Source organism: Streptococcus parasanguinis CC87K (genome assembly GCF_000507765.1).
GTDB classification, from domain to species: domain Bacteria; phylum Bacillota; class Bacilli; order Lactobacillales; family Streptococcaceae; genus Streptococcus; species Streptococcus parasanguinis_J.
Map to the genome: position 1 here is coordinate 978,171 of NZ_KI669401.1, position 26,062 is coordinate 1,004,232.

Annotated in this window: 27 protein-coding genes and 2 pseudogenes; 3 read left to right on the top strand and 26 right to left on the bottom strand. The window is 41.6% G+C overall.

The features are described from left to right. Positions 1 to 24: 24 nt before the first annotated feature. The 7 genes from HMPREF1195_RS04750 to rplK all read right to left on the bottom strand — a co-directional run bounded on the left by HMPREF1195_RS04750 (position 25) and on the right by rplK (position 4,964). Positions 25 to 1,020, bottom strand: a complete 996-nt coding sequence (locus HMPREF1195_RS04750; RefSeq protein WP_023918766.1) for a PhoH family protein — start codon at positions 1,018 to 1,020, stop codon at positions 25 to 27. A 79-nt stretch (positions 1,021 to 1,099) separates the two neighbouring features. Further along, positions 1,100 to 1,315 (bottom strand): YozE family protein, encoded by a 216-nt coding sequence (locus HMPREF1195_RS04755; protein ID WP_003005127.1) that lies wholly within the window; start codon positions 1,313 to 1,315, stop codon positions 1,100 to 1,102. A gap of 10 nt (positions 1,316 to 1,325) precedes the next feature. Continuing rightward, positions 1,326 to 2,180 (bottom strand): RNA-binding virulence regulatory protein CvfB, encoded by an 855-nt coding sequence (gene cvfB / locus HMPREF1195_RS04760; RefSeq protein WP_023918768.1) that lies wholly within the window; start codon positions 2,178 to 2,180, stop codon positions 1,326 to 1,328. Positions 2,181 to 2,279: 99 nt separating this feature from the next. After that, the gene (frr, locus tag HMPREF1195_RS04765; protein WP_023918770.1) at positions 2,280 to 2,837 is read right to left on the bottom strand and encodes a ribosome recycling factor; all 558 of its coding nucleotides are present in this window, start codon (positions 2,835 to 2,837) and stop codon (positions 2,280 to 2,282) included. A 19-nt stretch (positions 2,838 to 2,856) separates the two neighbouring features. Further along, positions 2,857 to 3,588, bottom strand: a complete 732-nt coding sequence (gene pyrH, locus HMPREF1195_RS04770) for a UMP kinase (RefSeq protein WP_003005706.1) — start codon at positions 3,586 to 3,588, stop codon at positions 2,857 to 2,859. A 163-nt stretch (positions 3,589 to 3,751) separates the two neighbouring features. After that, positions 3,752 to 4,441 carry a 50S ribosomal protein L1 gene (gene rplA, locus HMPREF1195_RS04775; RefSeq protein ID WP_003005355.1) on the bottom strand — a complete coding sequence of 230 codons (690 nt, stop codon included), beginning with the start codon at positions 4,439 to 4,441 and terminating at the stop codon, positions 3,752 to 3,754. Between the two features lie 97 nt (positions 4,442 to 4,538). Then, positions 4,539 to 4,964: a 50S ribosomal protein L11 gene (gene rplK / locus HMPREF1195_RS04780; protein ID WP_003005369.1), complete on the bottom strand. Its 426-nt coding sequence runs from the start codon at positions 4,962 to 4,964 to the stop codon at positions 4,539 to 4,541. A gap of 160 nt (positions 4,965 to 5,124) precedes the next feature. Here rplK and HMPREF1195_RS04785 point away from each other — a divergent pair, with 160 nt between their 5' ends. Then, positions 5,125 to 5,469, top strand: coding sequence for a DUF3397 family protein (locus HMPREF1195_RS04785; RefSeq protein ID WP_023918773.1), 345 nt, complete (start codon positions 5,125 to 5,127; stop codon positions 5,467 to 5,469). Positions 5,470 to 5,659: 190 nt separating this feature from the next. Here HMPREF1195_RS04785 and HMPREF1195_RS04790 read toward each other — a convergent pair whose 3' ends face one another. The 8 genes and pseudogenes from HMPREF1195_RS04790 to HMPREF1195_RS04820 form a co-directional block, all read right to left on the bottom strand. After that, positions 5,660 to 7,978 (bottom strand): HAD-IC family P-type ATPase, encoded by a 2,319-nt coding sequence (locus HMPREF1195_RS04790; protein WP_023918775.1) that lies wholly within the window; start codon positions 7,976 to 7,978, stop codon positions 5,660 to 5,662. Between the two features lie 8 nt (positions 7,979 to 7,986). After that, on the bottom strand, positions 7,987 to 8,373 hold the full coding sequence (gene gloA2 / locus HMPREF1195_RS04795; protein ID WP_023918777.1) for an SMU1112c/YaeR family gloxylase I-like metalloprotein: 387 nt from the start codon (positions 8,371 to 8,373) through the stop codon (positions 7,987 to 7,989). A gap of 66 nt (positions 8,374 to 8,439) precedes the next feature. Then, a pseudogene (locus HMPREF1195_RS11425) lies at positions 8,440 to 9,894 on the bottom strand (DNA translocase FtsK); the annotation flags it as partial. A gap of 563 nt (positions 9,895 to 10,457) precedes the next feature. Beyond that, a pseudogene (locus HMPREF1195_RS11450) lies at positions 10,458 to 10,800 on the bottom strand (DNA translocase FtsK); the annotation flags it as partial. Between the two features lie 152 nt (positions 10,801 to 10,952). Beyond that, the gene (locus HMPREF1195_RS04805) at positions 10,953 to 11,456 is read right to left on the bottom strand and encodes a hypothetical protein (protein ID WP_023918781.1); all 504 of its coding nucleotides are present in this window, start codon (positions 11,454 to 11,456) and stop codon (positions 10,953 to 10,955) included. Continuing rightward, a complete protein-coding gene (locus HMPREF1195_RS04810; RefSeq protein WP_023918783.1) occupies positions 11,449 to 12,315 on the bottom strand; it encodes a hypothetical protein in 867 nt (288 codons plus the stop codon). Before HMPREF1195_RS04810 ends, HMPREF1195_RS04805 begins: the two co-directional genes overlap by 8 nt. Before the next feature lie 69 nt (positions 12,316 to 12,384). Next, a complete protein-coding gene (locus tag HMPREF1195_RS04815; RefSeq protein WP_023918785.1) occupies positions 12,385 to 13,149 on the bottom strand; it encodes a hypothetical protein in 765 nt (254 codons plus the stop codon). Positions 13,150 to 13,316: 167 nt separating this feature from the next. After that, positions 13,317 to 14,366 carry a hypothetical protein gene (locus HMPREF1195_RS04820; RefSeq protein ID WP_023918787.1) on the bottom strand — a complete coding sequence of 350 codons (1,050 nt, stop codon included), beginning with the start codon at positions 14,364 to 14,366 and terminating at the stop codon, positions 13,317 to 13,319. A 222-nt stretch (positions 14,367 to 14,588) separates the two neighbouring features. Here HMPREF1195_RS04820 and HMPREF1195_RS04825 point away from each other — a divergent pair, with 222 nt between their 5' ends. After that, positions 14,589 to 15,434, top strand: coding sequence for a peptidylprolyl isomerase (locus HMPREF1195_RS04825; protein ID WP_023918789.1), 846 nt, complete (start codon positions 14,589 to 14,591; stop codon positions 15,432 to 15,434). A 312-nt stretch (positions 15,435 to 15,746) separates the two neighbouring features. Here the strand turns inward: HMPREF1195_RS04825 and HMPREF1195_RS04830 are convergent, their stop codons facing one another. The 8 genes from HMPREF1195_RS04830 to tmk form a co-directional block, all read right to left on the bottom strand. Continuing rightward, positions 15,747 to 17,288: an ABC-F family ATP-binding cassette domain-containing protein gene (locus tag HMPREF1195_RS04830; protein ID WP_023918790.1), complete on the bottom strand. Its 1,542-nt coding sequence runs from the start codon at positions 17,286 to 17,288 to the stop codon at positions 15,747 to 15,749. 362 nt (positions 17,289 to 17,650) lie between these two features. Continuing rightward, entirely contained in the window at positions 17,651 to 18,004 is a 354-nt protein-coding gene (locus HMPREF1195_RS04835; RefSeq protein WP_023918792.1) for an arsenate reductase family protein, read from the bottom strand. Positions 18,005 to 18,009: 5 nt separating this feature from the next. Continuing rightward, the gene (locus HMPREF1195_RS04840; protein ID WP_023918794.1) at positions 18,010 to 18,501 is read right to left on the bottom strand and encodes a methylated-DNA--[protein]-cysteine S-methyltransferase; all 492 of its coding nucleotides are present in this window, start codon (positions 18,499 to 18,501) and stop codon (positions 18,010 to 18,012) included. Beyond that, on the bottom strand, positions 18,485 to 19,066 hold the full coding sequence (locus HMPREF1195_RS04845) for a GNAT family N-acetyltransferase (protein WP_003008260.1): 582 nt from the start codon (positions 19,064 to 19,066) through the stop codon (positions 18,485 to 18,487). Before HMPREF1195_RS04845 ends, HMPREF1195_RS04840 begins: the two co-directional genes overlap by 17 nt. 17 nt (positions 19,067 to 19,083) lie before the next feature. Then, positions 19,084 to 19,941 carry a 16S rRNA (cytidine(1402)-2'-O)-methyltransferase gene (rsmI, locus tag HMPREF1195_RS04850; RefSeq protein ID WP_003005580.1) on the bottom strand — a complete coding sequence of 286 codons (858 nt, stop codon included), beginning with the start codon at positions 19,939 to 19,941 and terminating at the stop codon, positions 19,084 to 19,086. A gap of 2 nt (positions 19,942 to 19,943) precedes the next feature. Continuing rightward, positions 19,944 to 20,264, bottom strand: coding sequence for a DNA replication initiation control protein YabA (gene yabA, locus HMPREF1195_RS04855; protein WP_003005416.1), 321 nt, complete (start codon positions 20,262 to 20,264; stop codon positions 19,944 to 19,946). Between the two features lie 9 nt (positions 20,265 to 20,273). Continuing rightward, entirely contained in the window at positions 20,274 to 21,167 is an 894-nt protein-coding gene (locus tag HMPREF1195_RS04860; protein WP_023918796.1) for a DNA polymerase III subunit delta', read from the bottom strand. After that, positions 21,164 to 21,802 (bottom strand): dTMP kinase, encoded by a 639-nt coding sequence (tmk, locus tag HMPREF1195_RS04865; RefSeq protein ID WP_021153665.1) that lies wholly within the window; start codon positions 21,800 to 21,802, stop codon positions 21,164 to 21,166. The genes HMPREF1195_RS04860 and tmk overlap by 4 nt, the downstream gene beginning before the upstream one ends. 149 nt (positions 21,803 to 21,951) lie before the next feature. Here tmk and HMPREF1195_RS04870 point away from each other — a divergent pair, with 149 nt between their 5' ends. Then, positions 21,952 to 22,839: a YitT family protein gene (locus tag HMPREF1195_RS04870; protein WP_023918800.1), complete on the top strand. Its 888-nt coding sequence runs from the start codon at positions 21,952 to 21,954 to the stop codon at positions 22,837 to 22,839. Between the two features lie 41 nt (positions 22,840 to 22,880). Here HMPREF1195_RS04870 and HMPREF1195_RS04875 read toward each other — a convergent pair whose 3' ends face one another. From HMPREF1195_RS04875 to HMPREF1195_RS04885, 3 genes are all read right to left on the bottom strand, one after another. After that, the gene (locus HMPREF1195_RS04875) at positions 22,881 to 23,537 is read right to left on the bottom strand and encodes a CBS domain-containing protein (RefSeq protein ID WP_003005183.1); all 657 of its coding nucleotides are present in this window, start codon (positions 23,535 to 23,537) and stop codon (positions 22,881 to 22,883) included. Between the two features lie 150 nt (positions 23,538 to 23,687). Further along, the gene (locus HMPREF1195_RS04880) at positions 23,688 to 24,926 is read right to left on the bottom strand and encodes an MFS transporter (RefSeq protein ID WP_023918802.1); all 1,239 of its coding nucleotides are present in this window, start codon (positions 24,924 to 24,926) and stop codon (positions 23,688 to 23,690) included. A gap of 213 nt (positions 24,927 to 25,139) precedes the next feature. Further along, positions 25,140 to 26,006: an Rgg/GadR/MutR family transcriptional regulator gene (locus tag HMPREF1195_RS04885; RefSeq protein ID WP_023918804.1), complete on the bottom strand. Its 867-nt coding sequence runs from the start codon at positions 26,004 to 26,006 to the stop codon at positions 25,140 to 25,142. Positions 26,007 to 26,062 lie beyond the last annotated feature (56 nt).

Consider the following 26,062-nt stretch of genomic DNA (forward strand, 5'->3'; position numbering starts at 1 on the left):
ATCTGATGATCTTTGCCTTTTCTTTTATTCTTCTTCTTCCACATCCGGTTTTTCTTTGAGGACTGGATTTGGAATGGGCTCATAGGCCCGAATAATCTCTGCTACTACTGGATGGCGAACGACATCCTTGGCAGAGAAATGCACAAAGTCAATTTGAGAAATGTTCTTCAATTTCTCCTGAGCATCAATCAAGCCTGATTTGACATTTCGAGGAAGGTCAATCTGGCTAGTATCCCCATTGACAATCATCTTAGAGTTAAAACCAAGACGGGTCAAAAACATCTTCATCTGCATGATGGTGGTATTTTGCGCTTCATCGAGGATGACAAAGGCATCGTCCAAGGTCCGCCCCCGCATATAAGCCAAAGGCGCAATCTCGATAATCTCCCGCTCCATCATCCGAGTTGTTTGGTCTTTCCCTAAAATCTGGTAAAGAGCATCATAGACCGGACGTAGATAAGGGTCTACTTTTTCTTTAAGATCCCCTGGTAGGAAACCAAGGCTCTCTCCAGCTTCTACAGCAGGACGCGTCAAAATGATCCGCTTGACCTGACCACGCTTGAGGGCAGTCACTGCCAAGGTCACGGCTAGGAAGGTTTTCCCAGTCCCCGCTGGTCCAATCCCAAAGGTGACATCATGGTTCTTGACACTATCGACATAGATCTTTTGACCAAGCGTTTTAACCCGAATGGGCTTGCCGTAACTATCCTTGATAATCTCTTCTTCATAAAGAGCGATGAACTTATCCAATTCCCCATTTCTCACCATGGTAATGGCGGTCACCACATCTGGCGTTCCGATGGTCATGCCGCGGTTGACGAGGACCAAGAGAGCCTGAATGACCTGACGAACCTGCTCGCAGCTTTCTTCTTCCCCAATGATTTGGACGATTTCTGTCCGGGCATGAATGGTCACCCCAAATTCTTGCTCCATCAAACGGAGATGGCGTTCGTTGGATCCAAACAAATGAAAGAGATCGTCTGGATGCGTTAATGTAATTTCAACTGAATGTTCTTGCAAATAAAGAACCTCTCTACCTGTGTTTTTCTATTATTATAACAAAGAGGCCGAGAAAAAACCATCCTCGACCTGTCCTTTTCTAGTGGGCTTGGTATTCTTCCCAAATCGCATCAAAATCGCCAAGATTAAAGGAAAAGCTGGCATGCTCTTCTAAATAGCGACTGACCTCGTCGAAGTCATCTGTATGCTTGGGAAAAGCAGACTCGTGAAAAGCAAGATCTGCTAGAATGGCCTTAGGAGCATTGCTTTTAGGATTGCGCTCCGTCATCAGCCAAGTATAAAATGATTTTCGCATAAGCCTCCTCTTAGATCAACTCTGTTCCAAACTGGTCTTGCTTGATTTTTTTGGCCTTCATCAAACCACCCAAAGATTTTTTGAACTGGCCTTTTGAAATCCCAAAAGTTGCCTTGATCTCTTCTGGAGATGACTTATCATTCAAGGTCATAAAGCCTCCATTAGCTTCCAAATAGGTCAAAATCATTTGGGCATCGTTTTCCAACATTTCAAAAGAGCGTGGCTTCAAAGATAGATTCAAGGTCCGGTCCACCTCCCGAAATCCGATGACGCGAGCATTTACGACCTCTCCCAAACGAGGTTCTGCATAGCGCTCACTTGGGTGGATAAAGCCCAGCATATTGTTCTCTGGAAGGTAAACAAAGGTTCCAGACAATTTCAAGCGGTAGACAATGGCTGGCCAGTTTTGGTTTTGCATATTGTTGTAGGCTGGACGAGCCAAACGCTGGAAATCTTCCTGGTAGGCTAAGATCCCCCAAATCCGATCTTTCTTATCGACTTCTAAACGAATATAGAGACGATCGCCCTTTTTAGGCCATAGATCTTTGATCTCCGGTAGGATATCTAGTGAGACAACAATCTGCTTATCTGGAAGCCCTGTGTCCACAAAGACTCCCAAATCCTTGCGCACTTCCGTGACCGTTCCCCAGCCAAAGCTTTCTTGAGTTGCAGTGACTTCAAGTGTCGTGAGTCGGAGCTTTTGCTTCATATCCGTATAGGCAAAGCCCTTGACACTTTCTCCGACTTTGTGTGGGCCTTCTGCTTTATCAAGCGCGTAGGTCTGGCCATCTTTTTGAACAAAATAGAAGTGATCATTTTCATCGATGACCATTCCCATGATGTAGCTTGCTAGATTCGTATTCATGTTTCCTTCTTTCCTCTTGCCTCTTCACAAGAATAATGGAAATAAAACCCAGCCAGCAGTGCCAACTGAGTCTTTCTTTCCTGTAATGGTTGGGATGGATTAAACTTCCATCAATTCTTTTTCTTTGTGCGCTGTCATTTCATCTACATGCTTAACAGCATCATCCGTAACTTTTTGGATCTCTTTTTCAAGACCTTTCAATTCATCTTCTGTGATCTCTTTTGCTTTTTCTTGTTTCTTCGCTTCATCCATAGCATCACGACGGATGTTACGGATCGCTACTTTAGCATTTTCACCCACTTTTTTCACTTCTTTTGCCAATTCACGACGAGTTTCTTCAGTCAAAGCTGGGATAACCAAGCGGATAACAGATCCATCGTTGGCTGGAGTGATACCAAGGTCAGAAGCATTGATGCTGTGCTCGATGTCTTTCAAAGATGATTTATCAAATGGTGTGATCAACAAGACACGCGCTTCTGGAATGGTGATAGATGCCAATTGGTTCAATGGTGTCTCTACTCCGTAGTATTCTACGAAAATACGATCCAAAAGACTTGCATTTGCACGTCCAGCACGGATGCTACCAAATTCACGTCCCAAACTTTGGTGAGACTGGGTCATTCTTTCTTTTGCTTTTTCTACGATTGGGTTTGCCATAATCTTCCTCTATTTTCTATTATTTTTCTACGTTATTTGATACGGTTGTACCGATATTTTCACCAAAGACAACGCGTTTGATATTGCCTGGTTCATTCATATTAAAGACAACCAAATCAATGTCGTTGTCCATGGAGAGAGTAGAGGCTGTTGAGTCCATGATGCGAAGACCTTTGTTGATCACATCACGGTGAGTCAATTCCTCAAATTTCACAGCTGAAGCATCTTTTTTCGGATCGGCATTGTAAACACCATCGACCCCATTTTTGGCCATGAGAATGGCATCTGCTTCAATCTCAGCTGCACGAAGGGCTGCGGTCGTATCTGTTGAGAAGTAAGGAGAACCGATCCCTGCACCAAAGATCACGATCCGATCTTTTTCAAGGTGACGAAGGGCACGACCACGGATATATGGTTCTGCAACTTGTTGCATAGCAATCGCAGTTTGAACACGGGTATCCACGCCAACTTGTTGAAGCGAATCAGCCATCACAAGGGCGTTCATGACAGTCCCAAGCATCCCTGTGTAGTCTGCTTGGACACGATCCATCCCTGCTTCTGCAGCAGGTTCTCCACGCCAAAGGTTTCCCCCTCCAATCACCAAGGCAATTTCAATTCCAAGTTCGTGAACTTCCTTGATTTCTTGAGCCATATTTTGGACAGTTTTGATATCGATTCCGACACCACGTTCGCCAGCAAGGGCTTCACCAGATAGCTTGATTAAGATACGTTTATACTTAGGTTCTACCATTTTCTCTCTCCTTTTTTGATCTGTATTATTTTACCATAAATTACGTTTTTTATATAGTCATATCCATCAAAATTTTCTTTTTTCCATCCGATTAGTTTTACCAACTGTAGCAAATAAAAATGGAGTACAAAAAAAGCTACCCGAAGGCAGCTTTTTATATCAATTAAAGTGAGTTAACGTCCACTTTGATACCAGGACCTTGAGTTGTAGTCAAAGTCAAGCTAGTTACGTAAGTACCTTTAGCTGTAGCTGGTTTTGCTTTTTGGATTGTGTCGTTGAAAGCTTTAAAGTTTTCAACCAATTTAGTATCATCGAATGAAACTTTACCGATGATCGCTTGAACAATACCTGCTTTATCAGCACGGTAAGTGATTTTACCACCTTTAGACTCTTCAACTGCTTTCGCAACATCCATTGTTACTGTACCAGTTTTAGGGTTTGGCATCAAGTTACGTGGTCCAAGGACACGTCCAAGACGTCCAACAAGAGCCATCATATCAGGTGTAGCGATAACAACGTCGAAGTCCAACCAACCATCGTTGATTTTCGCAACAAGGTCATCTTCACCTACGAAGTCTGCACCAGCAGCTTTTGCTTCTTCAGCTTTTGCACCACGTGCAAATACAAGTACGCGAGCTGTTTTACCAGTTCCGTTTGGCAATACCATTGCACCACGGATTTGTTGGTCAGCTTTTTTCACGTCGATGTTCAAGTTGTAAGCAACTTCTACAGTTGCGTCAAATTTTGCAAAGTTAGTTTCTTTTGCAAGAGCTACAGCTTCTTCTACGCTGTATACTTTTGTGCTGTCGATTTTTTCAAGAGCAGCACGAAGTTGTTTGCTTTTTTTAGCCATTTTATCTTTCTCCTTGTAATGTGGTCATATCGATTTTCATCTCCCACGTCACTCGTCATTTGATCAAGTGTATTGCGGGCAAATAGGATTGTTACAATTAGTCAGTAACAGTGAATCCCATAGAACGAGCAGTACCTTCGATCATACGCATTGCAGACTCAATGTTTGCAGCGTTCAAATCTGGCATCTTAGTTTCAGCGATTTGTTGTACTTGTGCACGAGTTACAGTTGCAACTTTCGTTTTGTTCGGTGTACCTGAACCTTTTTCAACACCTGCAGCTTTTTTCAAAAGAACAGCAGCTGGTGGTGTTTTTGTAACGAAATCGAATGATTTATCTTCATAAACAGTGATAACAACTGGGATGATCATACCAGCTTGATCAGCTGTACGAGCGTTAAACTCTTTAGTGAATCCCATGATGTTGATACCTGCTTGACCAAGCGCTGGACCAACCGGTGGAGCTGGAGTAGCTTTACCAGCAGGGATTTGCAATTTTACAAGTTTTTCGACTTTTTTAGCCATTTCTTAAATCCTCCTTTGTGGTTTTGGCGGTAATTACAGATTTTTACCTCCCACAAGTATGCTTTGTGCATACCTTTCTATTATACACGATTTCTCTTTTTTTGCAAGAAAAAATTAAAATATAGTAAACTTTTTTTTCGTTTTATGATAGAATGAAGCTATGTTAATCAAAGTTGCTTCTGTATTATTTATTTTTTTAACGCTGATTCTGAGCGGCATCATTGTTCACCTCTTTAAACTCCAAAAAAGAGGATGGCGATCCACCGATATTGCCTTTCCTTTATTTGCTTTGGAGTACTACCTGATTTCAGACAGCGCCTTTTACCACAGCCTCTTACCACTGCTGGCCTTGAGTCTTTCGCTTTTGGCCTTGGGGCTAACGGTTTATTTCTTAAAAAAGAAAAAGTGTTTTTATTATCCGAAATTTATCAAATACTTCTGGCGCGCTGGATTTCTAGTTACCTTCTTGCTCTATCTGATCTTAACCGCTAGTTTGTTTATCTAATGCCAAAAGGAGGCTGGGACAAAAGTCCTAGCCTCTTAATTGTTTTTGGATTATCGATCAAGACGCAGTGGTTGAGTTGTCTCTACCACGCTGATTTCATCAGCTTTTACAGCCCTACTCAACTGTGCGGAGGTGGGACGACGAAATCGAATTCTAACGAATTACCGATTTCTGTCCTACTCTCTTTTTTTTATTTCTTCCGATAAAAGAACCATCCCACTAGTTTCTTGAAGACTTGAATCAAGATGAGAGCAAGAACCGCCATGATGGCGCAGATAACCAGTGTTTGAAGTCTCAAGGGGCTCATGTTAAAGAATCTACCTAGGATACTACTTGAAACCAGGAAGGCTAGGATATTTCCTAGAAGAACCAGTCTCTTGTAGTGATTGAGAGGCTGGGATTCTTGGTAGATGATGGTAAAGCCTACGAAGGCCATCAAGCAGATGGCTGCACTCGAGAGTTCTTCCGACCTCATGCCAAATGTAGAAGACAGCAAGACCAGACTGAAGATCAGTATAAAATCCGTCAAGGCCGCAGGTAGCGCATTTTTAAAGACCGTTTCGATAAAGCGTCCTTTGATGCGCTCGCTATTGGGCTCAAGCGCTAGAAAGAATCCTGGAATCCCAATCGTAAAACCACTGATCAAAGACATCTGAGACGGCATGATGGGATAGGTAAAAGCTAAGAGCGTCACTGAGATAGCCAACAAAATAGAAAAGATATTCTTGATCAAAAAGAGACTGGCTGATCGTTGAATATTATTGACCACCCGCCGACCTTCTGCCACGATGGACGGCATCTTTCCAAAGTCGGAATCCAGTAAAACCACTTGCGCCATCTTTTTGGTTGCATCATTTCCAGATTCCATCGCAATACTACAATCCGCTGTTTTGAGGGCCAGAATATCGTTAACGCCATCTCCGGTCATGGCGACTTTATGCCCCTTTGCCTGCAAGCTTTCTACAAGGCTTTTCTTTTGCTCTGGTGTCACTCGTCCAAAGACCGTATATTGGCTCGCCGCTTGGTGCAAGTCTTCTTCCGTCAATAAGGTTCTAGCATCGATTAGACCCTCTGCTCCTTCAATGCCTGCTTTTTGTGCAATAGCTGAGACTGTTGCTGGGTTGTCCCCTGAAATGACCTTAATGGTCACTCCTTGTTGTTTGAAGTAGGCGAAGGTTTCTTTGGCATTTTTTCTCAAAGGATTGGAGAGAACAATCCAGGCCACCAAGTCTACAGGAGCCTCTAAAGTCTCTCCCAGTTGTTCTCCCCGATATTTCCCAAAGGCCAAGACCCGATTACCTGCCTGCGTAGCTTGGGCGATCTCTTTTTCAACCTCAGAGAAGCCTTCTCTTAAGACAAATTCTGGAGCGCCTAATACATAGATACCCGATTCAAAGGCAATGGCCCCATACTTTTTTTTAGACGTAAAGGGTAGTATTTCAAGACTCTTCCAAGGCTGGCTGACTGGCGTCTTGTGAAATTTTCGGATCGCATCCATGGTATCGTTTTGATCCATACTAGCTTCTACATACTGAGCTAGAGCTTCCAAGTCGTGAACGTCTTTAACTGGACGAATCTCTGTCACTTCCATACCAGGCTCTGTAATGGTCCCTGTCTTATCGACACAAAGGACATCCACGCGCGATAGGGTCTCAATCCCCTTCATGCTATTGAGCAGGACCTTTTCCTTGGCCAATCTGACAGCACCCAGAGCCAGCGCCAAGGTCATCAAGAGATACAAGCCTTCCGGAATCATCCCGATCAAGGCCCCGACTGTTGAAGTCACACTGAGCTTGAGGCTATCACCTAAGCTGATATAGCTGCGAAGAAAAAGGAGCGAACCTAGCGGAATGATAAGGAGACCAATGATCCCCACAATACGATTAACCGCATGGACCATGTCAGACTCCTCATGAGACTTGACTTGCTTAGCTTCCAGGCTCAATTGGTTGATGTAGGAGTCATTCCCAACTTTTTCCAGTCTCGCTAAACCTTGACCAGCGATCACAAAACTTCCTGACATGAGTGCGTCTTGCGCTCCTTTTTTGACCTCATCGGCTTCACCGGTCAATTGCGACTCATCGACTTTTAGCTCGCCCTCCAGCAAGACCCCATCCGCATAGATCTGATCTCCAGCTTGAAAGCGAACCAGATCGCCCTCCACCAGCTGATCGATAGGTAGGGCAAATTCATTTCCTTCGCGAAGAACGATCGCCTCACTCATATGTAGAAATTGCATCTGACGCAAGATCCGTCTAGAGCGGACTTCCTGCACAATTCCTACCAGGGAGTTGACCACGACGACCGGGACAAACAAGAGATTGTTCCAAGACTTCACTGCTACCAGCAAGACCGCTAAGACCAGGAAAATCAGATTAAAGTAAGTAAAGACATTGTCTCGAATGATCTGCCCAATACTTTTTTCTGTCTTAATCGTGACCTTATTATGCTTGCCCTCTTGGATCTTTTTTGCTACTTCTTCCTGACTGAGTCCTTCTAATCTAACCATTACTTTCCTCACTCATGTATTTCCAAGGGCAATCCTTCTGGATCGAAGAAAAATGCCATCTTCTTGCCATCAAAATCATCATAGCGAAGGCCTGTATTCTCAATACCTAGCTGATCCAATCTAGCTAGATACGCCTCTACATCTTCCACTTTAAAGGCCAGATGTCGTAGTCCCGCATGCTCGGGCAAGGGGAGCTTTGGCCGTTCTGGGGCCGTCGGTTTGATAAAGAGTTCTAACGTCAGCTCACCCTGGCGGAGATTGATCAAGATATCTCCGCGTTCAGGACGGTCATATTCACTGACAATCGCAAAGCCCAACTGGTCCACATAGAAATGCAACATGGCATCGCGATCCCGTCCAATGATAGCAATATGATGAATCATGTCTAACTTCATCTGGTCCTACTTTCTATTTCCTATAAAAAGAAAAGGGAGTGGGACAAGCGCCCTTTTTCCCTATCCTTATGATTGTTGCAATACTTTCCGAGGCTTGGTTCCTTCAGCAGGTCCAATCACACCGGCTGCTTCCAACTCTTCCATGAGGCGAGTCGCTCGGTTAAAGCCAACTGACAAGCGGCGCTGAATCATCGAAGCACTGGCTTTTTGAGTTTCAACCACGAGCGCCTTGGCCTCTTCAAAGAGAGGATCGCCTTCATCAGAGCCACCCATGCTTCCGTCAAAGTCCGACTCCGATACTTCGCCTGGATCAAAAGCATCATCATAATCGGCTTCTGCCTGATCCTTGACAAAGTTGACAATCCGCTCCACATCGTCATCTGAGATAAAGGAGCCTTGTAGACGAATCGGGTGGTTTTCATCGATTGGTTTAAAGAGCATGTCTCCGCGACCGAGTAGTTTCTCTGCCCCATTTTCATCCAAGATGGTCCGTGAGTCGGTCCCAGATGATACCGCAAAAGCGACACGGGAAGGCACATTGGCCTTGATCAAACCTGAGATAACGTCAACCGATGGCCGTTGGGTCGCAAGGATCATGTGGATCCCAGCCGCACGCGCCTTTTGTCCAAGGCGAATAATGGCATCTTCCACTTCTTTACTTGCGACCATCATCAAGTCTGCCAACTCATCGACAATGACCACGATCAATGGAAGGGGCACTTGCTTCATCTCAGACTGGGCATTGTACTCAGCCACCTTGGCATTAAAGCCAGCAATATTTCTAGCGCCTACTTTTGAGAAGAGCTCGTAGCGATTTTCCATCTCATCAACGACCTTCTGCAGAGCTCGACTGGCCTTGCGTGGATTGGTTACCACTGGAATCAAGAGATGAGGAATATCATTGTAGACAGAAAGCTCCACCATCTTAGGATCGACCATCATAAATTTGACTTCGTCTGGACGAGCCTTCATCAAGATACTCGAAATAATCCCATTGACCGCTACTGACTTACCAGATCCGGTAGACCCCGCTACCAAGAGATGGGGCATCCGAGCCAAATCAAAGGTCCGAGCTGAGCCATCAACAGCCTTCCCAAGAGGAATCTCAAGGAGTTTGGCAGGATCAGTTTTGGACTGCTCCCACAATTCACGGAAGGAAACGGTCGCAATCTCTGAGTTGGGCACTTCAATCCCGACCAGAGACTTCCCTGGAATCGGCGCTTCAATCCGCACATCCTTGGCTGCTAGGGCCAAGGCTAAATCATCTGCTAGGTTGGAGATGCGGTTGACCCGCACACCGACAGCTGGCTTGACTTCATACTTGGTAACAGAAGGACCAATTTCCGCCCGTTCCACTGTCGCCTTGATATTAAAGCTTGCAAAGGTTTCTTCCAAAATGCGGATATTTTGGCGAACGATATTTTTCTCTTTGGATTGATTTTTGGGCTTATCAGGCGCAAAGAGATCAATCGTTGGGAGTTTGTACTGAAGGAGTTCCTTAGGTGTGAAGTCCACCTGAACTTCCTCCCCATCGTCTTCGAATTCTTCGGCTACCGGAAGCTCTTCGTATGCTTCAGGCTCTTCCGGCCATTCTTCATCTGGCAGGTATATTTCTGGTGTTGCTGGTGCAACAATCTCAGCTTCTGGAAAGGGCTCTGTGAACGGCTCTTCCGCCAATACCTCTCCTGTTTCAGGATCTACAGGGTGCCCTTCCATTGAAAGGGGAGTTGGAAGAACAGCTCTTGCTTCTTCTTGCTCTCTTTCAGCTGCAGCAGCTTCCTCGGCAGCTCTTGCTTCTTTTTCAAGGAATTTCTGTTCGCGACGCTCTTTACGTTTTTCCATAGAAGCATGGAAGGCTTCGGACCCCTTTTCAAACAAATCATAGATGGAGTAAGGGCTCATCAAGAGGATCCCCAACCCAATAAAGAGCAGACCGATAAAATAAGAGCCAATATTTGAAAACAGGAAGGAAATCGGAGCATAAAGAAGGGCACCGATCATACCACCACCAGCAAAACTCTCCACCCGCAGATGAATCAAGTCTGCCATGATTCTTGAAAAAGTGACCTTGATTCCATTATTGTCTAAATGAAGGGAGGATACAAAGAAGGCCTGAAATATCAAGAGAACCCCAGCAAAGAAGCTTAGGAATCCTGAGATCACCCCTTCGTGTTTGTCCAACCATTTAAAGGCATAAAGGTAGAAAAAGGTCGCTAAAATAGCCAAATAGGCTAAACTTCCAACAAAGAGTCGGATCAAGTTGTAGGCCAAAACCCCTACTGCTCCCAACTTCAAGGCCGCAAAGACTGAAACCAGACTAATCAGTATGGTCACAATCATGCGGTGAATCGCTTTTTTTCTTTCTAATTCTGCTTTGGACAGTCGTCTTGTCGACCGTGTTTTTTTTGATTGATTATTGTTTGCCATAACCTTTATTATATCACATTTCCAAGCTAGTTCTCTAGTAAAATCACTTTCACAAATTTGTAGCAGAAAGCAGAAAAACAGCACCGAGTGGGCACTGTTCTTTAGAGCTGTTTAGAACGATATTCAATGATGTTCAAATTCCAAAATGGATCTTACTCAGATTTTTTATCCTCCGGTGTGATGGTATCTAGAACTTGGTCGACTTTTTGCTCTCTTTCCAATTCGTTATCCATTTGAATGATATCAATTTGATCTTGTACATTTGTTTGTTGGACTTGTGGTTTGAATGACGAAGCAAATCCTACTCCAATCACCAATAGACTCGCTCCAAGGACGCAAAGCCTTTTGACATGCCAAGCCATCGGCAAGGGAATGTTTGCTCGAATCCCTGATTTCTTAACCCAATCCGGATGGTCTCGCATCACACGATTTGCTGCCATCAGAGGCATAAGGTAGCCAAAGAGCGCAACGACCGTGGTCAAACCAATAACTCGAAAACGATTCTGATTGGAAGGAGAAACATGGTTCACTTCCATCAGGACCATCCCCGTAATCACCAAAATAATGACCAACAATAGTCCCAAAGATCTCCAAAGACCTTCTCTACGGTAGCATTTCAATTCATCAAACGACATCTCGTTAAAATTCTTATTCATTATTTAATAACTCCTTGTGTTTTTTCAGGTATTTAATTCCATACCATTCTTCCAGCGATTTTCCTTCGAACTCTCGATACTCTTCTGAATACTTGTTTCGGTAATAACCATACAGTGAATATGGTAACATCATCACTACTATCATACCCAGCATAATAATATTTCCAAAAAATATCATTCCTATAAATGATATGGTTCCTAAAAAATCAGCTTTCACTTCTCCAACTTGGGGGAAAAGAAATTTTAGAGCTAACCAACCTACTATAATTATCCCACCTAGTCCAGTAATGACTTCTATAAACTTTTTCTGTCTAGCAGTTACACTAGGATCCTGCACTCCATAAAGACGAGTTTTTAGCGATTTCATTCTAGATTGGATAATCATAAACAATATGATTCCGGTAAGAACATAGAATAAAACCAACCCCAAAATCGTAAGGTATCTACCTATGATGGTGATAAAAAACAAATTCAGAGCAAGCACCATCCAAATCAGATACAGATTCGAATTCAAGATACTAGTATAAGGAATCTTTGCATCATATTTTCTACGCAGATTTTTTCTGCAAGCAAGAAACCACAAAAACCAGCACAAGAAAAACAGCCAAAGTGGATAGAAATTGATCCCCCAGGTTTCAAATGGTGTATCAGGATCAGGATGGTGAATTTCCGACTCCATTAATGCAGAAAATCCAAACATGAACAGCATCCCCATAAATGAAAATAGTTTCCTCGCAATACTAAATGGCTTTGTGTAGATTTTGCGACTATTTGTGTCCTTGACCATATAATCGATAAAGCCATCGTGACGCAAACGACGGCTTTCATAAAAATTAGCCTTAAAGATTGATTTCTTCATTCTTACCTTCCAAAAACTCCTTGTGTTTGTTCAGGCTCTTTCAATTAATCTCTATTTCGATTAGAGGATTTACAGATGACTGCCCTCATCCTCCAAGTATTGTTTAGCCTTTCGAACGATATAGAGTGACTCATCTTCTGAAATCAACTTACGAAAAAGCTCTTTCGCTCTATCCTTATCACCTTTAAGAGTAGCATTCAAGGCTTGGTAGTAGATAATTTCCAACTGTTGATACTTGAAGTCATTGCTTAAGTCTTCGAAATAGTCATTGCTTTGGTGGGCAATGGTTAAATCATAAAAAGCGAGACAGACCTTTTTAGTTTTTTCAGCTAAAGTCGGGTCTGTGATGGTCAATCCATTTAACTGAGCCTCTAGCTCTTCTCTAGTCAAATCAGGATCTGTGAGAACAGTAGATCGCATGAGATAACTCTCAAAAAAGTTCTTATATTTCTGCGGATAATCCGTCTGACTGATTGCTTCTCTAGCTTCCTTTATAACAGTATCAAAATCTCCCATCATAAACGAATAGGCAACCGATGTCAGCTTAATATCTATCTGTAAAATGGGCTTTTTCACATTCTTGTTCAACTGAAGGTATTGCTGCCAAAAAGCTAAATCTAAGTCTACATGGAGCAAGGTGTTGCACTTGTTGGTATAGCTCTTCTTGAGCAATTGGATGAATAAAAACAAGCCTGCAAGGACCAATAAGAGCGCAGCAGTCTGAAGAAGAGTATCTCTGACCACGAACCCAATACAAATAATGAGAAGCATTGCCAACAAGCCAGCAGATCTAATATAGAGTCTATAGTTTTTTCGTAGAGTTTTATAATCCAATTTGTAGCCTCCTATTCATGATACGGTTTTTGAGGGAATTCGTTCATTTTCCAACAAATTAACATATCTCCCATCATACCGAATTTTCCATCTATACGCAACTTCCTTCTTAATTAGTGATTTAGTCCAAAAAGAAAACACCCTCAAGGGTGACGAATGCTAAAAAATTAAGGAAAATATTTCTTTTCCAAAATTTTTAAATAGTGTGTTTTCTTGAATTGGCCAGATAATGTTAACACAACAAAGAGATACCACATCAAAAAACTTATAAACAATAACAGAAAGCTTCCGAAGGTAAGATATAAGATGGATAATCCTAAGGTGATGAGTCCAAAAACAAGAATCAGCAAATAGGTTTTCAATCCATTCGACTTCTGTACTTGAAAATAATGCTCAGGTATTTCATAAGGAATGACATTCACTGTATACGTCTGCCTTCTGCGTTTCAATTGCCATATAGCGATGACAAGCATCAATCCAAACGATAGCACTAGTGGGATGAGTCCATGAAAGGATACTCGATCTGTTAACAGATAAATGCCATAAAAAAGAACGCTACTCGGGGTAAAGATAATGGGAAATGGAACACTTTTTCCGACATATAGTTTATTTTCTTTAGGATGATAAAATACTGTTTTTTTGAGATTCCCTTGATCTACTCCGAATTCGACCAAATCGCGTAAAGGGAATTGTTGTCGATCCTTCGACGCTAACACAATCTGTTCAAAATCCACTTCCGTAGTTTCCTGCTCAAGAGTCTTATTTGCTTCTACCTGGGCTTGAAGATGCTCTTGGTAATACTTCAGTAATTCCTTATTTCTCTGTTTGGTACCAAGGAATTTAAGTGTAACTGAACAATCAGAAGTCCCGTGCCCTATGACGTTTCCTTCCACATAAATTGGATAATTGGTGATTCCTCGAGACGTATTCTTTTCTCCCATACGGACCACAATGGTGAATGGGTCTAGGCGATAGCGCTTGAAATTGCGATCGACCACTATTTCTGAGTTCCTAATCTCTATTCTTCCCATCGATGAAAAAGCAATCCAGCCAACTGTCACTAGAAGAAAACAAGCAGCCAATAAGGCTGTTAGGTTTTCAAAAAAATTATCTTCAATCAGTAATTGTATGACAGCGATGAGCATCGACACTGCCAAAAAGGTCAAAAAATACAGTGAACTTCTCGAGTAAATATAAAATTTACGTGGTTGTTTCATTTATGATATTCTTCCTCTATAAAAAATCTATTTCACAACTCTAAAAGCACTTTCCATCATACCGAATTATCTATCTATATGCAAACTCCTTCTTAATTAGTGATTTATCAAATGTTATCAATCTTGAAACAACCTTAGAAAATAGAGAATCCCGTCCAGATTTGAAAGTATCGCAAAATTAAGGTACAATAGAGAAAGACAACTATGTTGGAAAGGAAGAATATGAAAAAATTAATCGCACTACTATTATTTTCCGGCTTGGCTTTGACAGCTTGTTCGTCCAATAAGACAGACGCTAGCTCTTCAAGTGCAAGCAAAGAAAAGACAGAGCAGACAGCAACTTCTAGCTCTAGTGAAAAAGATCAAAAGAAAATTGAAGAAGAACAAAAGAAATTAGAACAACTGCGCAAAGATTTTAACGATGCCATGACCAATGAAAATGCCGTCTTCCCACAACTCTCAAATGAAGTGGCTGAAGACGAAGCAGAGGTTAAAATCACTACGACTGAAGGCGATATCACTGTGAAGCTTTTCCCTAAATATGCGCCCCTTGCAGTTGAAAACTTCTTGACCCACGCAAAAGAAGGCTACTACAATGGCTTGCTTTTCCACCGTGTTATTAACAACTTTATGATCCAAACTGGGGATCCTAAGGGAGATGGTACTGGTGGCGAATCCATCTGGAAGGGCAAAGACAAATCCAAAGATTCAGGTACTGGTTTTGAGAATGAGTATTCTCCATACCTTTACAACCTTCGTGGAGCCCTTGCCATGGCCAATTCTGGTCCAAATACCAATGGTAGTCAATTCTATATCAACCAAAATAAGGATGATATTTCAAGTAAACTCCCAACTGACCGCTTCCCAGCTAAGATCATCGATGCTTATAAAAATGGTGGAAATCCAACCCTCGATGGTGGTAACTACACTGTCTTTGGCCAAGTGATCGATGGCATGGATGTGGTCGATAAAATCGCCTCTGCCGAAACCGATGATAAGGACAAACCAAAAACAGATATCAAGATCGAGAAAATCGAGATCTTAAAAGACTACAATTTCAAGAAATAATGAAAAGAGAACCAAACGGTTCTCTTTTTCTATCAAATGTAAATTTTTCTTAGAAACTTTCCTTAGGTGAGTACGGACGTCAGCGAACTTCTGCGAAGTTCCATGACTAATTATTGAGCCTAAGGTCTCAATAATTCCGTGTGCCTGAAACAAATCTGTTTCAGGCACTTTTCTCACTGCGGAATGTTTCGGTCATTACTTGACTAAATTTAAAAATAGAATCATTTAGATTTTTTGAATTACTTGTGCCGCCTTATGTAAACAACAAAATTTCTTCATTCTAAAAAGCGAGACAAGTTTCTCTTTTTGTCTTTAAGTCAATTCATTAAAGTCCCAGATTTGGTCCATCCAGCCTTCATAGAAGTCTGGCTCGTGGCAAACCATGAGAATCGATCCCTTGTATTCTTTCAGAGCCCGTTTCAATTCATCTTTGGCATCCACATCCAAGTGGTTGGTCGGCTCGTCTAGTACCAAGACATTGTTTTCACGATTCATCAAGAGACAGAAGCGTACCTTGGCTTGCTCCCCACCGGATAACACCTGAATTTGGCTCTCGATATGCTTGGTGGTCAAGCCACAGCGGGCAAGAGCTGCACGGACTTCTGCTTGGTTGAGAGCCGGAAAGGCATTCCAAACTGCTTCAAGCGGTGTCTGGCGATTGCCACCTTCGACCTCTTGCTCGAAGTAACCAAGCTCTAGGTAATCTCCCCGCTCGACTTCTCCAGCGATTGGTGGGATGATTCCTAACAAGCTCTTCAAGAGAGTGGTTTTTCCGATCCCGTTGGCCCCGATGATGGCCACCTTTTGATTGCGTTCAAAGGTTAAGTTCAAAGGCTTGGTCAAAGGACGGTCATAGCCAATCTGAAGATCCTTGGCCTGGAAGATAAAGCGGCCAGGAGTCCGGGCATTTTTAAATTCAAAGGATGGCTTTGGTTTCTCACTTTGCAACTCAATGAGTTCCATTTTGTCCAGCTTCTTCTGACGAGACATGGCCATATTCCGTGTAGCCACACGCGCCTTATTACGGGCTACGAAATCTTTCAAATCAGCAATCTCTTTTTGCTGGCGCTCATAAGCCGCTTCCAATTGCGATTTCTTCATTTCATAGACTTCAAGGAATTGGTAGTAGTCTCCTGAATAGCGGGTTAACTGCTGATTTTCCACATGGTAGACGATATTGATCACATCATTCAAGAAAGGAATGTCGTGGGAAATGAGGACAAAGGCATTTTCATAATTCTGCAAATAGCGTTTGAGCCAATCGATGTGCTCTGCATCCAAGTAGTTGGTCGGCTCGTCCAAGAGAAGGATATCTGGTTTTTCAAGGAGCAATTTAGCCAAAAGGACCTTGGTCCGTTGCCCACCTGACAAGGAGGTCACATCCGTCTCCATCCCAAAATCCATGACCCCAAGAGCACGCGCCACTTCATCGATCTTGGCATCCAAGGTATAAAAATCACGACTTTCTAGACGCTCTTGGAGTTCCCCAACCTCTTCCATCAAAGCATCAACATCAGCTCCCTCTTCTGCCATGGCCATATATAGGTCATTGATCCGAGCTTCAGCTGTGAACAACTCATCAAAAGCCGTCCGCAAGACATCGCGCACCGTTTGTCCTTCTTTTAGGACAGCGTGTTGGTCCAGGTAACCAGCAGTCACATACTTAGACCACTCGACCATTCCTTCGTCTGGCTGCATCTTACCGGTCACGATGCTCATGAAGGTCGATTTCCCCTCACCATTGGCCCCGACAAGACCAATATGCTCTCCCTTTAGCAAACGGAAAGACACATCCTCAAAAATCGCCCGGTCCCCAAAACCGTGGCTTAAATTTTTCACTTCTAAAATACTCATGCTTGACTCTCTTTCATTGATTTCACTCGTATGATTATATCATCTTCACTGCAAAATGAAAAGGGAGCCCAACTCCCTTTAGAATATATATAAATAAATTATAAGTAAGATAGGTTACGCGATTTTGTCAAGAAATCAAAATAAGTTCTAACTTATGAATTTCATAAAGAATATACCGAAACTTTCCGCCGTGAGAAAAGCGCTTGAACTATTAAATTTCAAGCGCTCGGGAGTTTTGAGACCTCAGGCTCAAAACTAAGTCATGGAACTTCGTAGAAGTTCGCTGACGTCCGTACTCACCTAAGGAAAGCTTCTGGCATACTTTTATTATAGATCTGAAGAAAATCCAACTCCCTTTTCATTTACAAATCTAAGTCTGCGTATGGTTTCCGGTAGCCCACTTGAACCACTTTTCCGTCTTTGACAAGTAGGGGGCGCTTGATCAGCATACCGTCGCTAGCCAAAAGATCCGCTGCTTCTTCTATTGTCAGTTGATCTACCTTATCTTTCAAGCCGAGTTCCCGGTATTTCATCCCGCTGGTATTAAAGAAAGATTTGATCGGTAGGCCAGATGCTGCTATCCAGTCCTGTAATTCTTGACTAGTCGGTGTTTCGGTTACAATATTTTGGCTCTGAAACTCACATTGGAGACCGTCCAATTCTGATTTAGCCTTTCGACAAGTCGAACATTTTGGGTATTCAATAAAGGTATACATCGATTTTATTTCTCCTTCCAGGTAATTCCTTCGTGTTGTAAGAGCCAGCGTTTGCGATCGAGTCCAGACGCATAGCCCGTCAGTTGTCCATCTTTTCCCATCACGCGGTGGCAAGGGACTAAGATCGTCAAGGGATTGCGTCCAACAGCCTGTCCCACGGCCTGGGCTGAACCACAAGAAAGATCCTGGGCAAGCTGGCCATAGGTCTTGGTCTCACCATATGGGATCTCTCGCAATAACCGCCACACCCGCTCTTGAAAGGCTGTCCCTTGCGGTGCTAGTGGAAAGCTGATAGCGATTGGATCCCCAGCAAAATAGTGGTCCAACCACTCCGTCACCTTCTCATGGTAGGGATGGATCTGTTCCAGCGCCCCATAGGGATCAGGCGCCTCCTCTTTCGGATCATAAAAATCAAGCTCTACAAGGCCTTCTTCACTGACAATGATCGAAAGAAGCCCCATAGGGCTTTCATAAAATTGTTTAAGATAGAGAATCATTATAGGCTGCTTCTGCTCTTTGGTCCCAGCGGTCCTCTTCTGAGACAACTTGGAATAGACTCGTTTCTGCTTTTCGTTTGATCTTTTGATAAGCCAGACGGACGCCATCAATAGGGACCTTCCCACAATAATGGTAGCCCAATTTTTCAAGCAAATGTTGCATGACTAGATTATCCGGGTGCGTATCGCAACGGAAATCCGGCCCTTTTTCTCCTTCGATTAAACCTTGAAGGAAGGTCTGAGCCACCCCTTTGCCAGCAGCTTCTTTGGCTACAGCGACGCGGTGAAAAGTGACATACATATAGTTGTCATGCTCCCACTTGCCATCGTAAATCTCATTATAGGCCGCTTCATTTCCCTTGTAGACAGCTGCATAGGCGACGACTTCCTGATCTTCAACGGCCACATAGCCACGACTTTCTAGAATATCCTCAAAAATGATCTCTTCATCTGGATAGCCATCCTGCCACTGGTCGACCTGTCTTTGAGCCAGGCTTTCCTTGGCATCTTGGATGATTTCCATAATTCGCTTGATCTCGTTGGGATAAGCCATTCTAATTTCCATCCTGCTTCCAACCTTTCCTAGTCTTGATGGTAACGAGCATAGAGCTCACTCTTTTGCAGGCCGTATTGTTTGGCGACCTGTTTAATTGCTTGATTTTTCTTCATGCCCTCTTGGACCAAGGTATCGATCTCTTGGATCAAGTCGACCTCTTCTAGGTCTAGCTCTTCTTCCTTGGCTCCTTCGACAATCAAGAGGCACTCCCCTTTGAGAGGATTTTCTTCAAGAAATGCGACTAACTCAGAAATACTGCCGCGAGTATATTCCTCATAGATCTTGGTTAATTCACGAACCAATACGACAGGACGATCCCCATAGACAGCCAACATATTCTCTAGGGTTGCCTTCACTCGATGGGGAGACTCATAAAAGATCTGTGTCTCCGGATAGGCCACTTTTTCTTGGAAAAAGGCCTTTTGTTGCCCCTCTTTGCGAGGCAGAAATCCATAAAAAATATGAGGTTGAGGGGCTAGGCCACTGGCAATCAAACCCGTAATCCCTGCACTCGGACCAGGAACAGCTACGACAGGAATCTCGCGTTCAATCGCTGCCTTGACCAAATCATGACCAGGATCAGAAATACTAGGAAGTCCTGCATCTGAGACTTGCGCCACATCCTTTCCGGATTCTAAATGGGCGATCAGATCTGGAATTTTCTCCATGGCATTATGCTCATGAAAGCTAGTCTGGGGTGTCGCAATCTCAAAATGCTTGAGCAAGAGGCCTGTATTTCTAGTATCCTCAGCTGCGATCAAGTCCACATCCTTTAGGGTCTGGACCATGCGGTAACTCATATCCTCCCGGTTACCGATCGGTGTTGGGACCAAGTAAAGCACCCCAGTTTTCTTTTCCCCTTTAAAACTTCGTTGGATCTGCATGCTTACTCCCTAAATAACAACTCGTCACAAAACATACACTCTTCATCGTTCTCACGGCGTTGACCATAGGAATAAGTGCAGATATGAAAACCATCGTTGTAAATACGTTGCAAATTTTCACGGCCGTGGTGTTGGGACTTTGCAGATGAGGTCTTCTCAACTTCCCCCAAACGCTCTCTCAATTTATCATTTTCTAAGCGAAGAGCTGTATTTTCTTCGATGACTTGTTTCAAATTTTTCTTGATGGCTTCGACTTCAGCCAAGGTGACCAACAAATTCTGAGAAAAGCCGTCTAAAGCATCAAATAATTCTTTTTTATTCATTCTGACTCCTTAACTTTCTAAGCTCAAAACCATATATTCTAGAGCATTTTGAAAAGAAACATTGGCCTTCCACATCCTGCGAGCAAGACCCAATTTCTCAAGCAACTGCTGGGATCTACTCAAGCGCAACTGCTCTTCTAAAGCCAACTCCATCAAACGAAAGGCCTGGCTTTGTTTTTCCTTATCATCTGCTAGGCTCACTAAGCGGGTCACTTCCAAATAAGCACGATTCAAATTAGATTGACAACGTTCGATGAACTGATCACAAACTTTTGCCAGTTCAAAAAACGTAGCATTCTTTTTTTGCTGCTCTGCCTCTTCGAGACTAAAACTAAAACGAGCTACTAGACTTGCTTGCGATTTAATCAAGCCTTCTTTTTCTAGCAGTTCGGTTAGGTAGGCTTGCTTTTTAGGAAAATGGACCTGCTGGGCCCGACTCTTGATAGTCGGTAAGATCAAGTTTTCATCAGATGTCAACAAGAAGAGATAGATCTCACTCTGGGGCTCTTCCATGACTTTTAAGAGAGAGTTGGCCGCATTGGTATGCATCTTATCCGCATCTTGGACGATAAAGACCTGCCGACTGCCTTCAAATCCTGATTGAGAAAAGTCTTGAACGAGCGAGCGAATGCGGTCAGTCTTAATGATTTGGTTGACTGGACGCACGATCTTTACGTCTGAGAATTCTTCTTCTTCAATCAAGCGGCAGGAACGGCATTTGCCACAAGGCCAGACTCCCTGCAAATCTTCGCAAAATTGACTTTGAGCTAGCAAGAGGGCCATCTCAAAACTGGCAAAAGAACCCGTAAAGAGATAAGCATGACTGAGCTGTTTGTGTTCCAAGATCTGGGTGAAGCGCTCCACCAATTCTGGCTGGAGCTGTTGGATCTCTTCTAGCTTCATTTCAATATCCCCAAGCGATTTTCTAAAACAGCCAAGACATCCGCAAAGACTGCTTCAAAGGATTGACTGGCATCGATTTTCACAATGCGCTCTGGTTCCTTTTCGTACAAGGCCAAATAACCTTGTCTGACTTTTTGGTGAAGCTCCAAACCTTCCAAATCCAAACGATTGACTTCCCGCTCTTGGTTTTTGGCAATTCGGGCGAGCCCTTCTTCAACATCCAGATCAAAGTAAAGGGTGAGATCTGGTTTAAGACCATCTGTCGCGAATTGATTGAGCCACTCGATATCTTCCACACTCAGACCGCGACCATACCCTTGATAAGCGACCGAGCTATCAATAAAGCGGTCCATCAAGACAATCTTCCCAGCTGCAAGGGCTGGCAAGACACGTTCCACCAAATGCTGCCGGCGACTAGCAATATAAAGCAACAACTCGGTCTTGGCATCCATACGAGTATGGTCTGGATCTAAAATGACTTGGCGGATCTTTTCTGCAATGTCTACACCGCCTGGTTCACGGGTTGTAATAAAAGGAATTCCTTTTTCTTCAAGTAGAGGCAAAACGGCTTCTAGGACCGATGATTTCCCCGCTCCTTCTGGACCTTCAAATGAAATTAATGTACCGTTTACCATAGTATCCTCTTTCTAGTTTTCTTCTTTTTATTTTACCAAAAATAAGGGTAAAAATCTTGTATTTTAGGAGAGAAAATTTTTCAAAGTCATTTTCATTTTTTCACTTTTTTGTTACAATGTTCTTATAAAGTTTTAGGAGACAACCTATCATGTTTAAATTTAAAGATATTCTGGCTATCATCTTGGGGGCCGGCATTTTTTCGTTTGGGATCTATTTTTTAGTCATTCCTTTTCACTTCTATGAAGGAGGAGCGACAGGGATTACCTTGATCACCTATTACCTCTTCAAAATCCCCGTATCCATCATGAACTTGCTAATCAATATCCCTCTTTTCATTCTGGCTTGGAAACTGCTGGGCAAGAAATCTCTTTACCTGAGCTTACTGGGGACTTTCTCGGTTTCCGCTTGGATGGCGATTTTTGAAGCCATACCCCTCAGCCACCGCTACCATCACTTTATCTTTACAGCCTTTAAAGGAGATATTCTGCTTGCCTGTATCGCCTCAGGGGTTGTCCTTGGTTTAGGTCTAGGGATTATCTTCAATGCCGGTGGAACTACTGGAGGAACAGATATCCTCGCTCGCATCTTTAACAAATACACTTCCCTCAGTATGGGAAAACTCATGTTGATTGTAGATGCCATTGTTCTGATAACTGTTGTCGTTGTCTTCCAAGATGTCCGTACGGCTATGTATACCCTCTTCTTTATCCTGATTGACACCCTTGTGATCGACTTGATTGGAGAAGGTGGTTTTGCTGGAAAAGGCTTCCTTATCGTCACCTCTAAACCAGAAGAAATTGCCCAAAAAGTATCCGACGATCTGGGTCGCGGGATTACCTTTATCCGCGGGATGGGCTATTACAGCCGTAAGGACTTAGATATCGTCTACTGTGTCGTTTCACGGAATGAGATGAAACAAATGAAAGACATCATCAATCAGATCGATCCATTCGCCTTCATCACCATTTCTGAAGCCCATGAAATTCTCGGCGAAGGCTTCACTTTAGATAAAGAAAAACAACCCATTAACCGTTAATAGAAAAATCAGACTGGATTGTCATCCAGCCTGATTTTTTATTAAATTGCTTTTGCGGTTGTTCGAGTGATTTCATCAACTTTCAAACCGTTGGCTTCAAATTTACTACGGATTCCTTCTAGATCTGTCACCCCATCAATTTGAACTTCGATAACGACACGATCGTCTTTGGTTGGGATATTGACTGTATTGGCGATGTTATACCCCTCTTCTACAATCAAGTGAATGATTTGTTCTAAAACGCCAACCTTATCTTCAGTCACAAAGCGAACACGAACTCCTTCTTCTCCATAGCCCGATACTTCAAGGAAGGCACGGAAAATATCACGGTCTGTGATGACACCGGATACTTGGTCATTGTCCACGACTGGAAGAATTCCCACCTTGTTCTTATACATGAGGTAGGTCGCATCTTCTAAGCTCGCAAATTTAGAGACGGTAATGACATCGCGAAGCATGACATCTTTAACCTTGGTCTTGTTCAACAGATAGTTCATCTCGAAAATAGACAAGCTTGTTGCTTTAGATGGACTTGCTTCTGCAATCGTACCTTCTGTCACCAAACCAACCAATTTATCATTTTCAATGACTGGCAAACGGTGCAAACCTTGTTCGCGCATCAAATCTGCCGCGTGGGCAATTGTAGTATCTGGACTAATGTAAACCACTTTACGTGTCATAAAATCTTTAACAGCCATAACAAGTTCTCCTATGCTTTTATTAGTTTTATTATACTTGATTTTAAGAATGATTTCAAACGCTTTCAGCAGTTTTCTCTTGTTTTCAAAATTTAGAAAAATCAAACACACCTACCTTTTTATTCAACATTTAAATCTTGCAAACTAATCTTAGTCACTAGTAGCCGATTTATTAGAAAATAAGGAAAGTACAAATACCACAATGGATAATAATAAGAATACACCCCAAGCAAACTGAGAGTTCCACATGGATAAACTTGTAAACAAAATAGTTGCTAATGGCATTGATAATACTGATATAACCTTAAAAAAACTACTAGTTTGTGCAAGAATATCCGGTGGAAGTTTTGCCATTAAGAGACTATTTAATTTGGGATTTACCTTACTACTAAGATACATTATGAATGCCAACACACTAAAAGAAATTATTTCCAAACCATTTATCCAACCACATATTCCTATTACTATTAATAATCCACTATCTATTTGAAGTATTTTAATAAGTGAAAGTTTAGAAAAATAATCATTAGGGGTCATTCCACCAATTAGGGCTGAAACAAATAATATTGTTTGAAGTAAAAACACCGACTGAGCAAAAGATAAACCAAAGGGAGTTATTTCTGTAAATTTCAAATTGTACATTATTAAAATAGCACTGCCTAGCGAATTTAATCCTAAAATTGAAAAAATCATTAGACCAAAACGTACTTTCTGTTGATATTTAAATATACTTTTACTATTTTTGTAAAGGTTCTTAAGTTGTGAGATAAACCCATTTTCTGGTGAATAATTAACTTCTGGATGTGTCAATTGTCTTTGGATTTTAAGCAATACCATCGACGATAATAAGAAACTTATAGCATTTATCGTAGCTAAAAAGAAGAAATTATTATGAGAAATCGTTAGTAACCAAACTCCCAAAGTTTGACCAGAAATCAAAGTTATTTGACTAATTACTTGATCAAAAGAGTACGCTTCCATCAGGTCTTCTTCGGGAATGTGTGACTGAAACATAGGTAATACTAGGCCTCTTCTGTACTCTGCAATACAATCTGATAGGATGTTAATGAAACATACAATTGAGAAAACTAGCCATGAATTTTCTTTCGATAAGAACGCAACCATAATAAATAATACTGCTTGTATATATCCTAATAATAGCAACCACAATTTCTTATTCTTTGTTTTATCAGCTTGCATTGCAATAAAAAGAGCAAGAATCGTTGGAATATATTGTATAAAACTCGCTACACCAACCGCCAATTTACTATTCGCCATACTTGCTGCAAAAACTACAAAAACAAGATTATAAATAGTTGATCCTAAATCATCGAAGAAACTAGACAAGACCAGATTCCTAAAAAAAATATTTCTTAAAAAAACTTTCATCTGCTATACCTTTCTAGTAGAAACTTGATAGACATAACTTCATTCAAATAAAAAATATTTTTAAGTTTTTCAGAATTACTTTTTCTTTTATATGAATTAACAAAATATCGAAGTATTTAATTGTTATATCTAAATATAGTTTACTACTAAATTTTAAATATTTAACAGAGTTTCAAATATGAAATATCCTGTCTCATACATCTGATCTTTTGCCTAATTTATATGTATCCCAAACTGGTCCAATTTTACCTCTAAAATATTAATCAGTTGACTATCACCAACAACTCGAAGAGACTCTATAAATTGTTTAATTTCCTTTTTAGAATTTTTTGACTTTAAGTAACCATTTACTAATTTTAAAAATTTTAACAACATGATTTCTAGCATATCATATGGGAAAAGAAGCTTTTCTAGCTCGAGTATAAACAATGGAACTTGAGTATCAATTTTTCTTAAAATTAATTCGCCAATTAAATTTATGTACGTTAATTTTAAAGAACTTAAATTGTGTTTAAGAAAATTATAGTCTTTAGTCCTTTCCGCAAGCTGTTCTCCAAAAAATATTAGATCTTCATCTGAAATTAAAGTCATTGTATTTCCAAATACATATAATTCAAACCATGTCCAAGATTCAATTGAAAATAGATAATCTACCAATACTTTTCTATCTTCTATATTTATTTCATAGTTTTGATCTAATGAATGAATCGCATTTTCAATAATAAATGACTGAATTCTTTGATATTGATCCGTCTCTTCACTCTGTAATACTTCAGTTAATAGATACTCTAATCCTTTAATATCCTGTTTCAAAAATAAAGTGGATATCTTCTTACCTAAAATAATATCTTTAGGTAATTCATAATTATTTAATTTATGGCCAAACTCTTCAAAAGTCATGTGGATTGATTCTATCGCTATTAATAATTTATCAGCACTTAACATCGTTTGCCCATTTTCAAATTTAGACAATTGTGCTATGCTTAATCCTTTTCTAGCAACATCCTTTTGTTTTAATCCTCTGGCAATTCTTAGTTCCTTATATAATTCACCCAATTGAATTTTTCGATCTATATGCATAACTTATAATCCATTTCAGTCATTAGTAATTACGTTTATTTTACCAAATTAATAAA

Excerpts from the sequence above, each read along its gene's own strand:
- HMPREF1195_RS04830 (WP_023918790.1), bottom strand. The coding sequence starts at position 17,288 with ATGAGTATTTTAGAAGTGAAAAATTTAAGCCACGGTTTTGGGGACCGG.
- HMPREF1195_RS04840 (WP_023918794.1), bottom strand. The coding sequence starts at position 18,501 with ATGATTCTCTATCTTAAACAATTTTATGAAAGCCCTATGGGGCTTCTT.
- rplA (WP_003005355.1), bottom strand. The coding sequence starts at position 4,441 with ATGGCTAAAAAAAGCAAACAACTTCGTGCTGCTCTTGAAAAAATCGAC.
- HMPREF1195_RS04820 (WP_023918787.1), bottom strand. The coding sequence starts at position 14,366 with ATGAAACAACCACGTAAATTTTATATTTACTCGAGAAGTTCACTGTAT.
- gloA2 (WP_023918777.1), bottom strand. The coding sequence starts at position 8,373 with ATGAAGTTAGACATGATTCATCATATTGCTATCATTGGACGGGATCGC.
- frr (WP_023918770.1), bottom strand. The coding sequence starts at position 2,837 with ATGGCAAACCCAATCGTAGAAAAAGCAAAAGAAAGAATGACCCAGTCT.
- HMPREF1195_RS04860 (WP_023918796.1), bottom strand. The coding sequence starts at position 21,167 with ATGAAGCTAGAAGAGATCCAACAGCTCCAGCCAGAATTGGTGGAGCGC.
- HMPREF1195_RS04885 (WP_023918804.1), bottom strand. The coding sequence starts at position 26,006 with ATGCATATAGATCGAAAAATTCAATTGGGTGAATTATATAAGGAACTA.
- HMPREF1195_RS04790 (WP_023918775.1), bottom strand. The coding sequence starts at position 7,978 with ATGGTTAGATTAGAAGGACTCAGTCAGGAAGAAGTAGCAAAAAAGATC.
- yabA (WP_003005416.1), bottom strand. The coding sequence starts at position 20,264 with ATGAATAAAAAAGAATTATTTGATGCTTTAGACGGCTTTTCTCAGAAT.
- HMPREF1195_RS04825 (WP_023918789.1), top strand. The coding sequence starts at position 14,589 with ATGAAAAAATTAATCGCACTACTATTATTTTCCGGCTTGGCTTTGACA.
- HMPREF1195_RS04845 (WP_003008260.1), bottom strand. The coding sequence starts at position 19,066 with ATGGAAATTAGAATGGCTTATCCCAACGAGATCAAGCGAATTATGGAA.
- HMPREF1195_RS04875 (WP_003005183.1), bottom strand. The coding sequence starts at position 23,537 with ATGGCTGTTAAAGATTTTATGACACGTAAAGTGGTTTACATTAGTCCA.
- rsmI (WP_003005580.1), bottom strand. The coding sequence starts at position 19,941 with ATGCAGATCCAACGAAGTTTTAAAGGGGAAAAGAAAACTGGGGTGCTT.
- HMPREF1195_RS04835 (WP_023918792.1), bottom strand. The coding sequence starts at position 18,004 with ATGTATACCTTTATTGAATACCCAAAATGTTCGACTTGTCGAAAGGCT.
- HMPREF1195_RS04755 (WP_003005127.1), bottom strand. The coding sequence starts at position 1,315 with ATGCGAAAATCATTTTATACTTGGCTGATGACGGAGCGCAATCCTAAA.
- cvfB (WP_023918768.1), bottom strand. The coding sequence starts at position 2,180 with ATGAATACGAATCTAGCAAGCTACATCATGGGAATGGTCATCGATGAA.
- HMPREF1195_RS04810 (WP_023918783.1), bottom strand. The coding sequence starts at position 12,315 with ATGAAGAAATCAATCTTTAAGGCTAATTTTTATGAAAGCCGTCGTTTG.
- HMPREF1195_RS04805 (WP_023918781.1), bottom strand. The coding sequence starts at position 11,456 with ATGAATAAGAATTTTAACGAGATGTCGTTTGATGAATTGAAATGCTAC.
- pyrH (WP_003005706.1), bottom strand. The coding sequence starts at position 3,588 with ATGGTAGAACCTAAGTATAAACGTATCTTAATCAAGCTATCTGGTGAA.
- HMPREF1195_RS04870 (WP_023918800.1), top strand. The coding sequence starts at position 21,952 with ATGTTTAAATTTAAAGATATTCTGGCTATCATCTTGGGGGCCGGCATT.
- HMPREF1195_RS04785 (WP_023918773.1), top strand. The coding sequence starts at position 5,125 with ATGTTAATCAAAGTTGCTTCTGTATTATTTATTTTTTTAACGCTGATT.
- rplK (WP_003005369.1), bottom strand. The coding sequence starts at position 4,964 with ATGGCTAAAAAAGTCGAAAAACTTGTAAAATTGCAAATCCCTGCTGGT.
- HMPREF1195_RS04880 (WP_023918802.1), bottom strand. The coding sequence starts at position 24,926 with ATGAAAGTTTTTTTAAGAAATATTTTTTTTAGGAATCTGGTCTTGTCT.
- tmk (WP_021153665.1), bottom strand. The coding sequence starts at position 21,802 with ATGGTAAACGGTACATTAATTTCATTTGAAGGTCCAGAAGGAGCGGGG.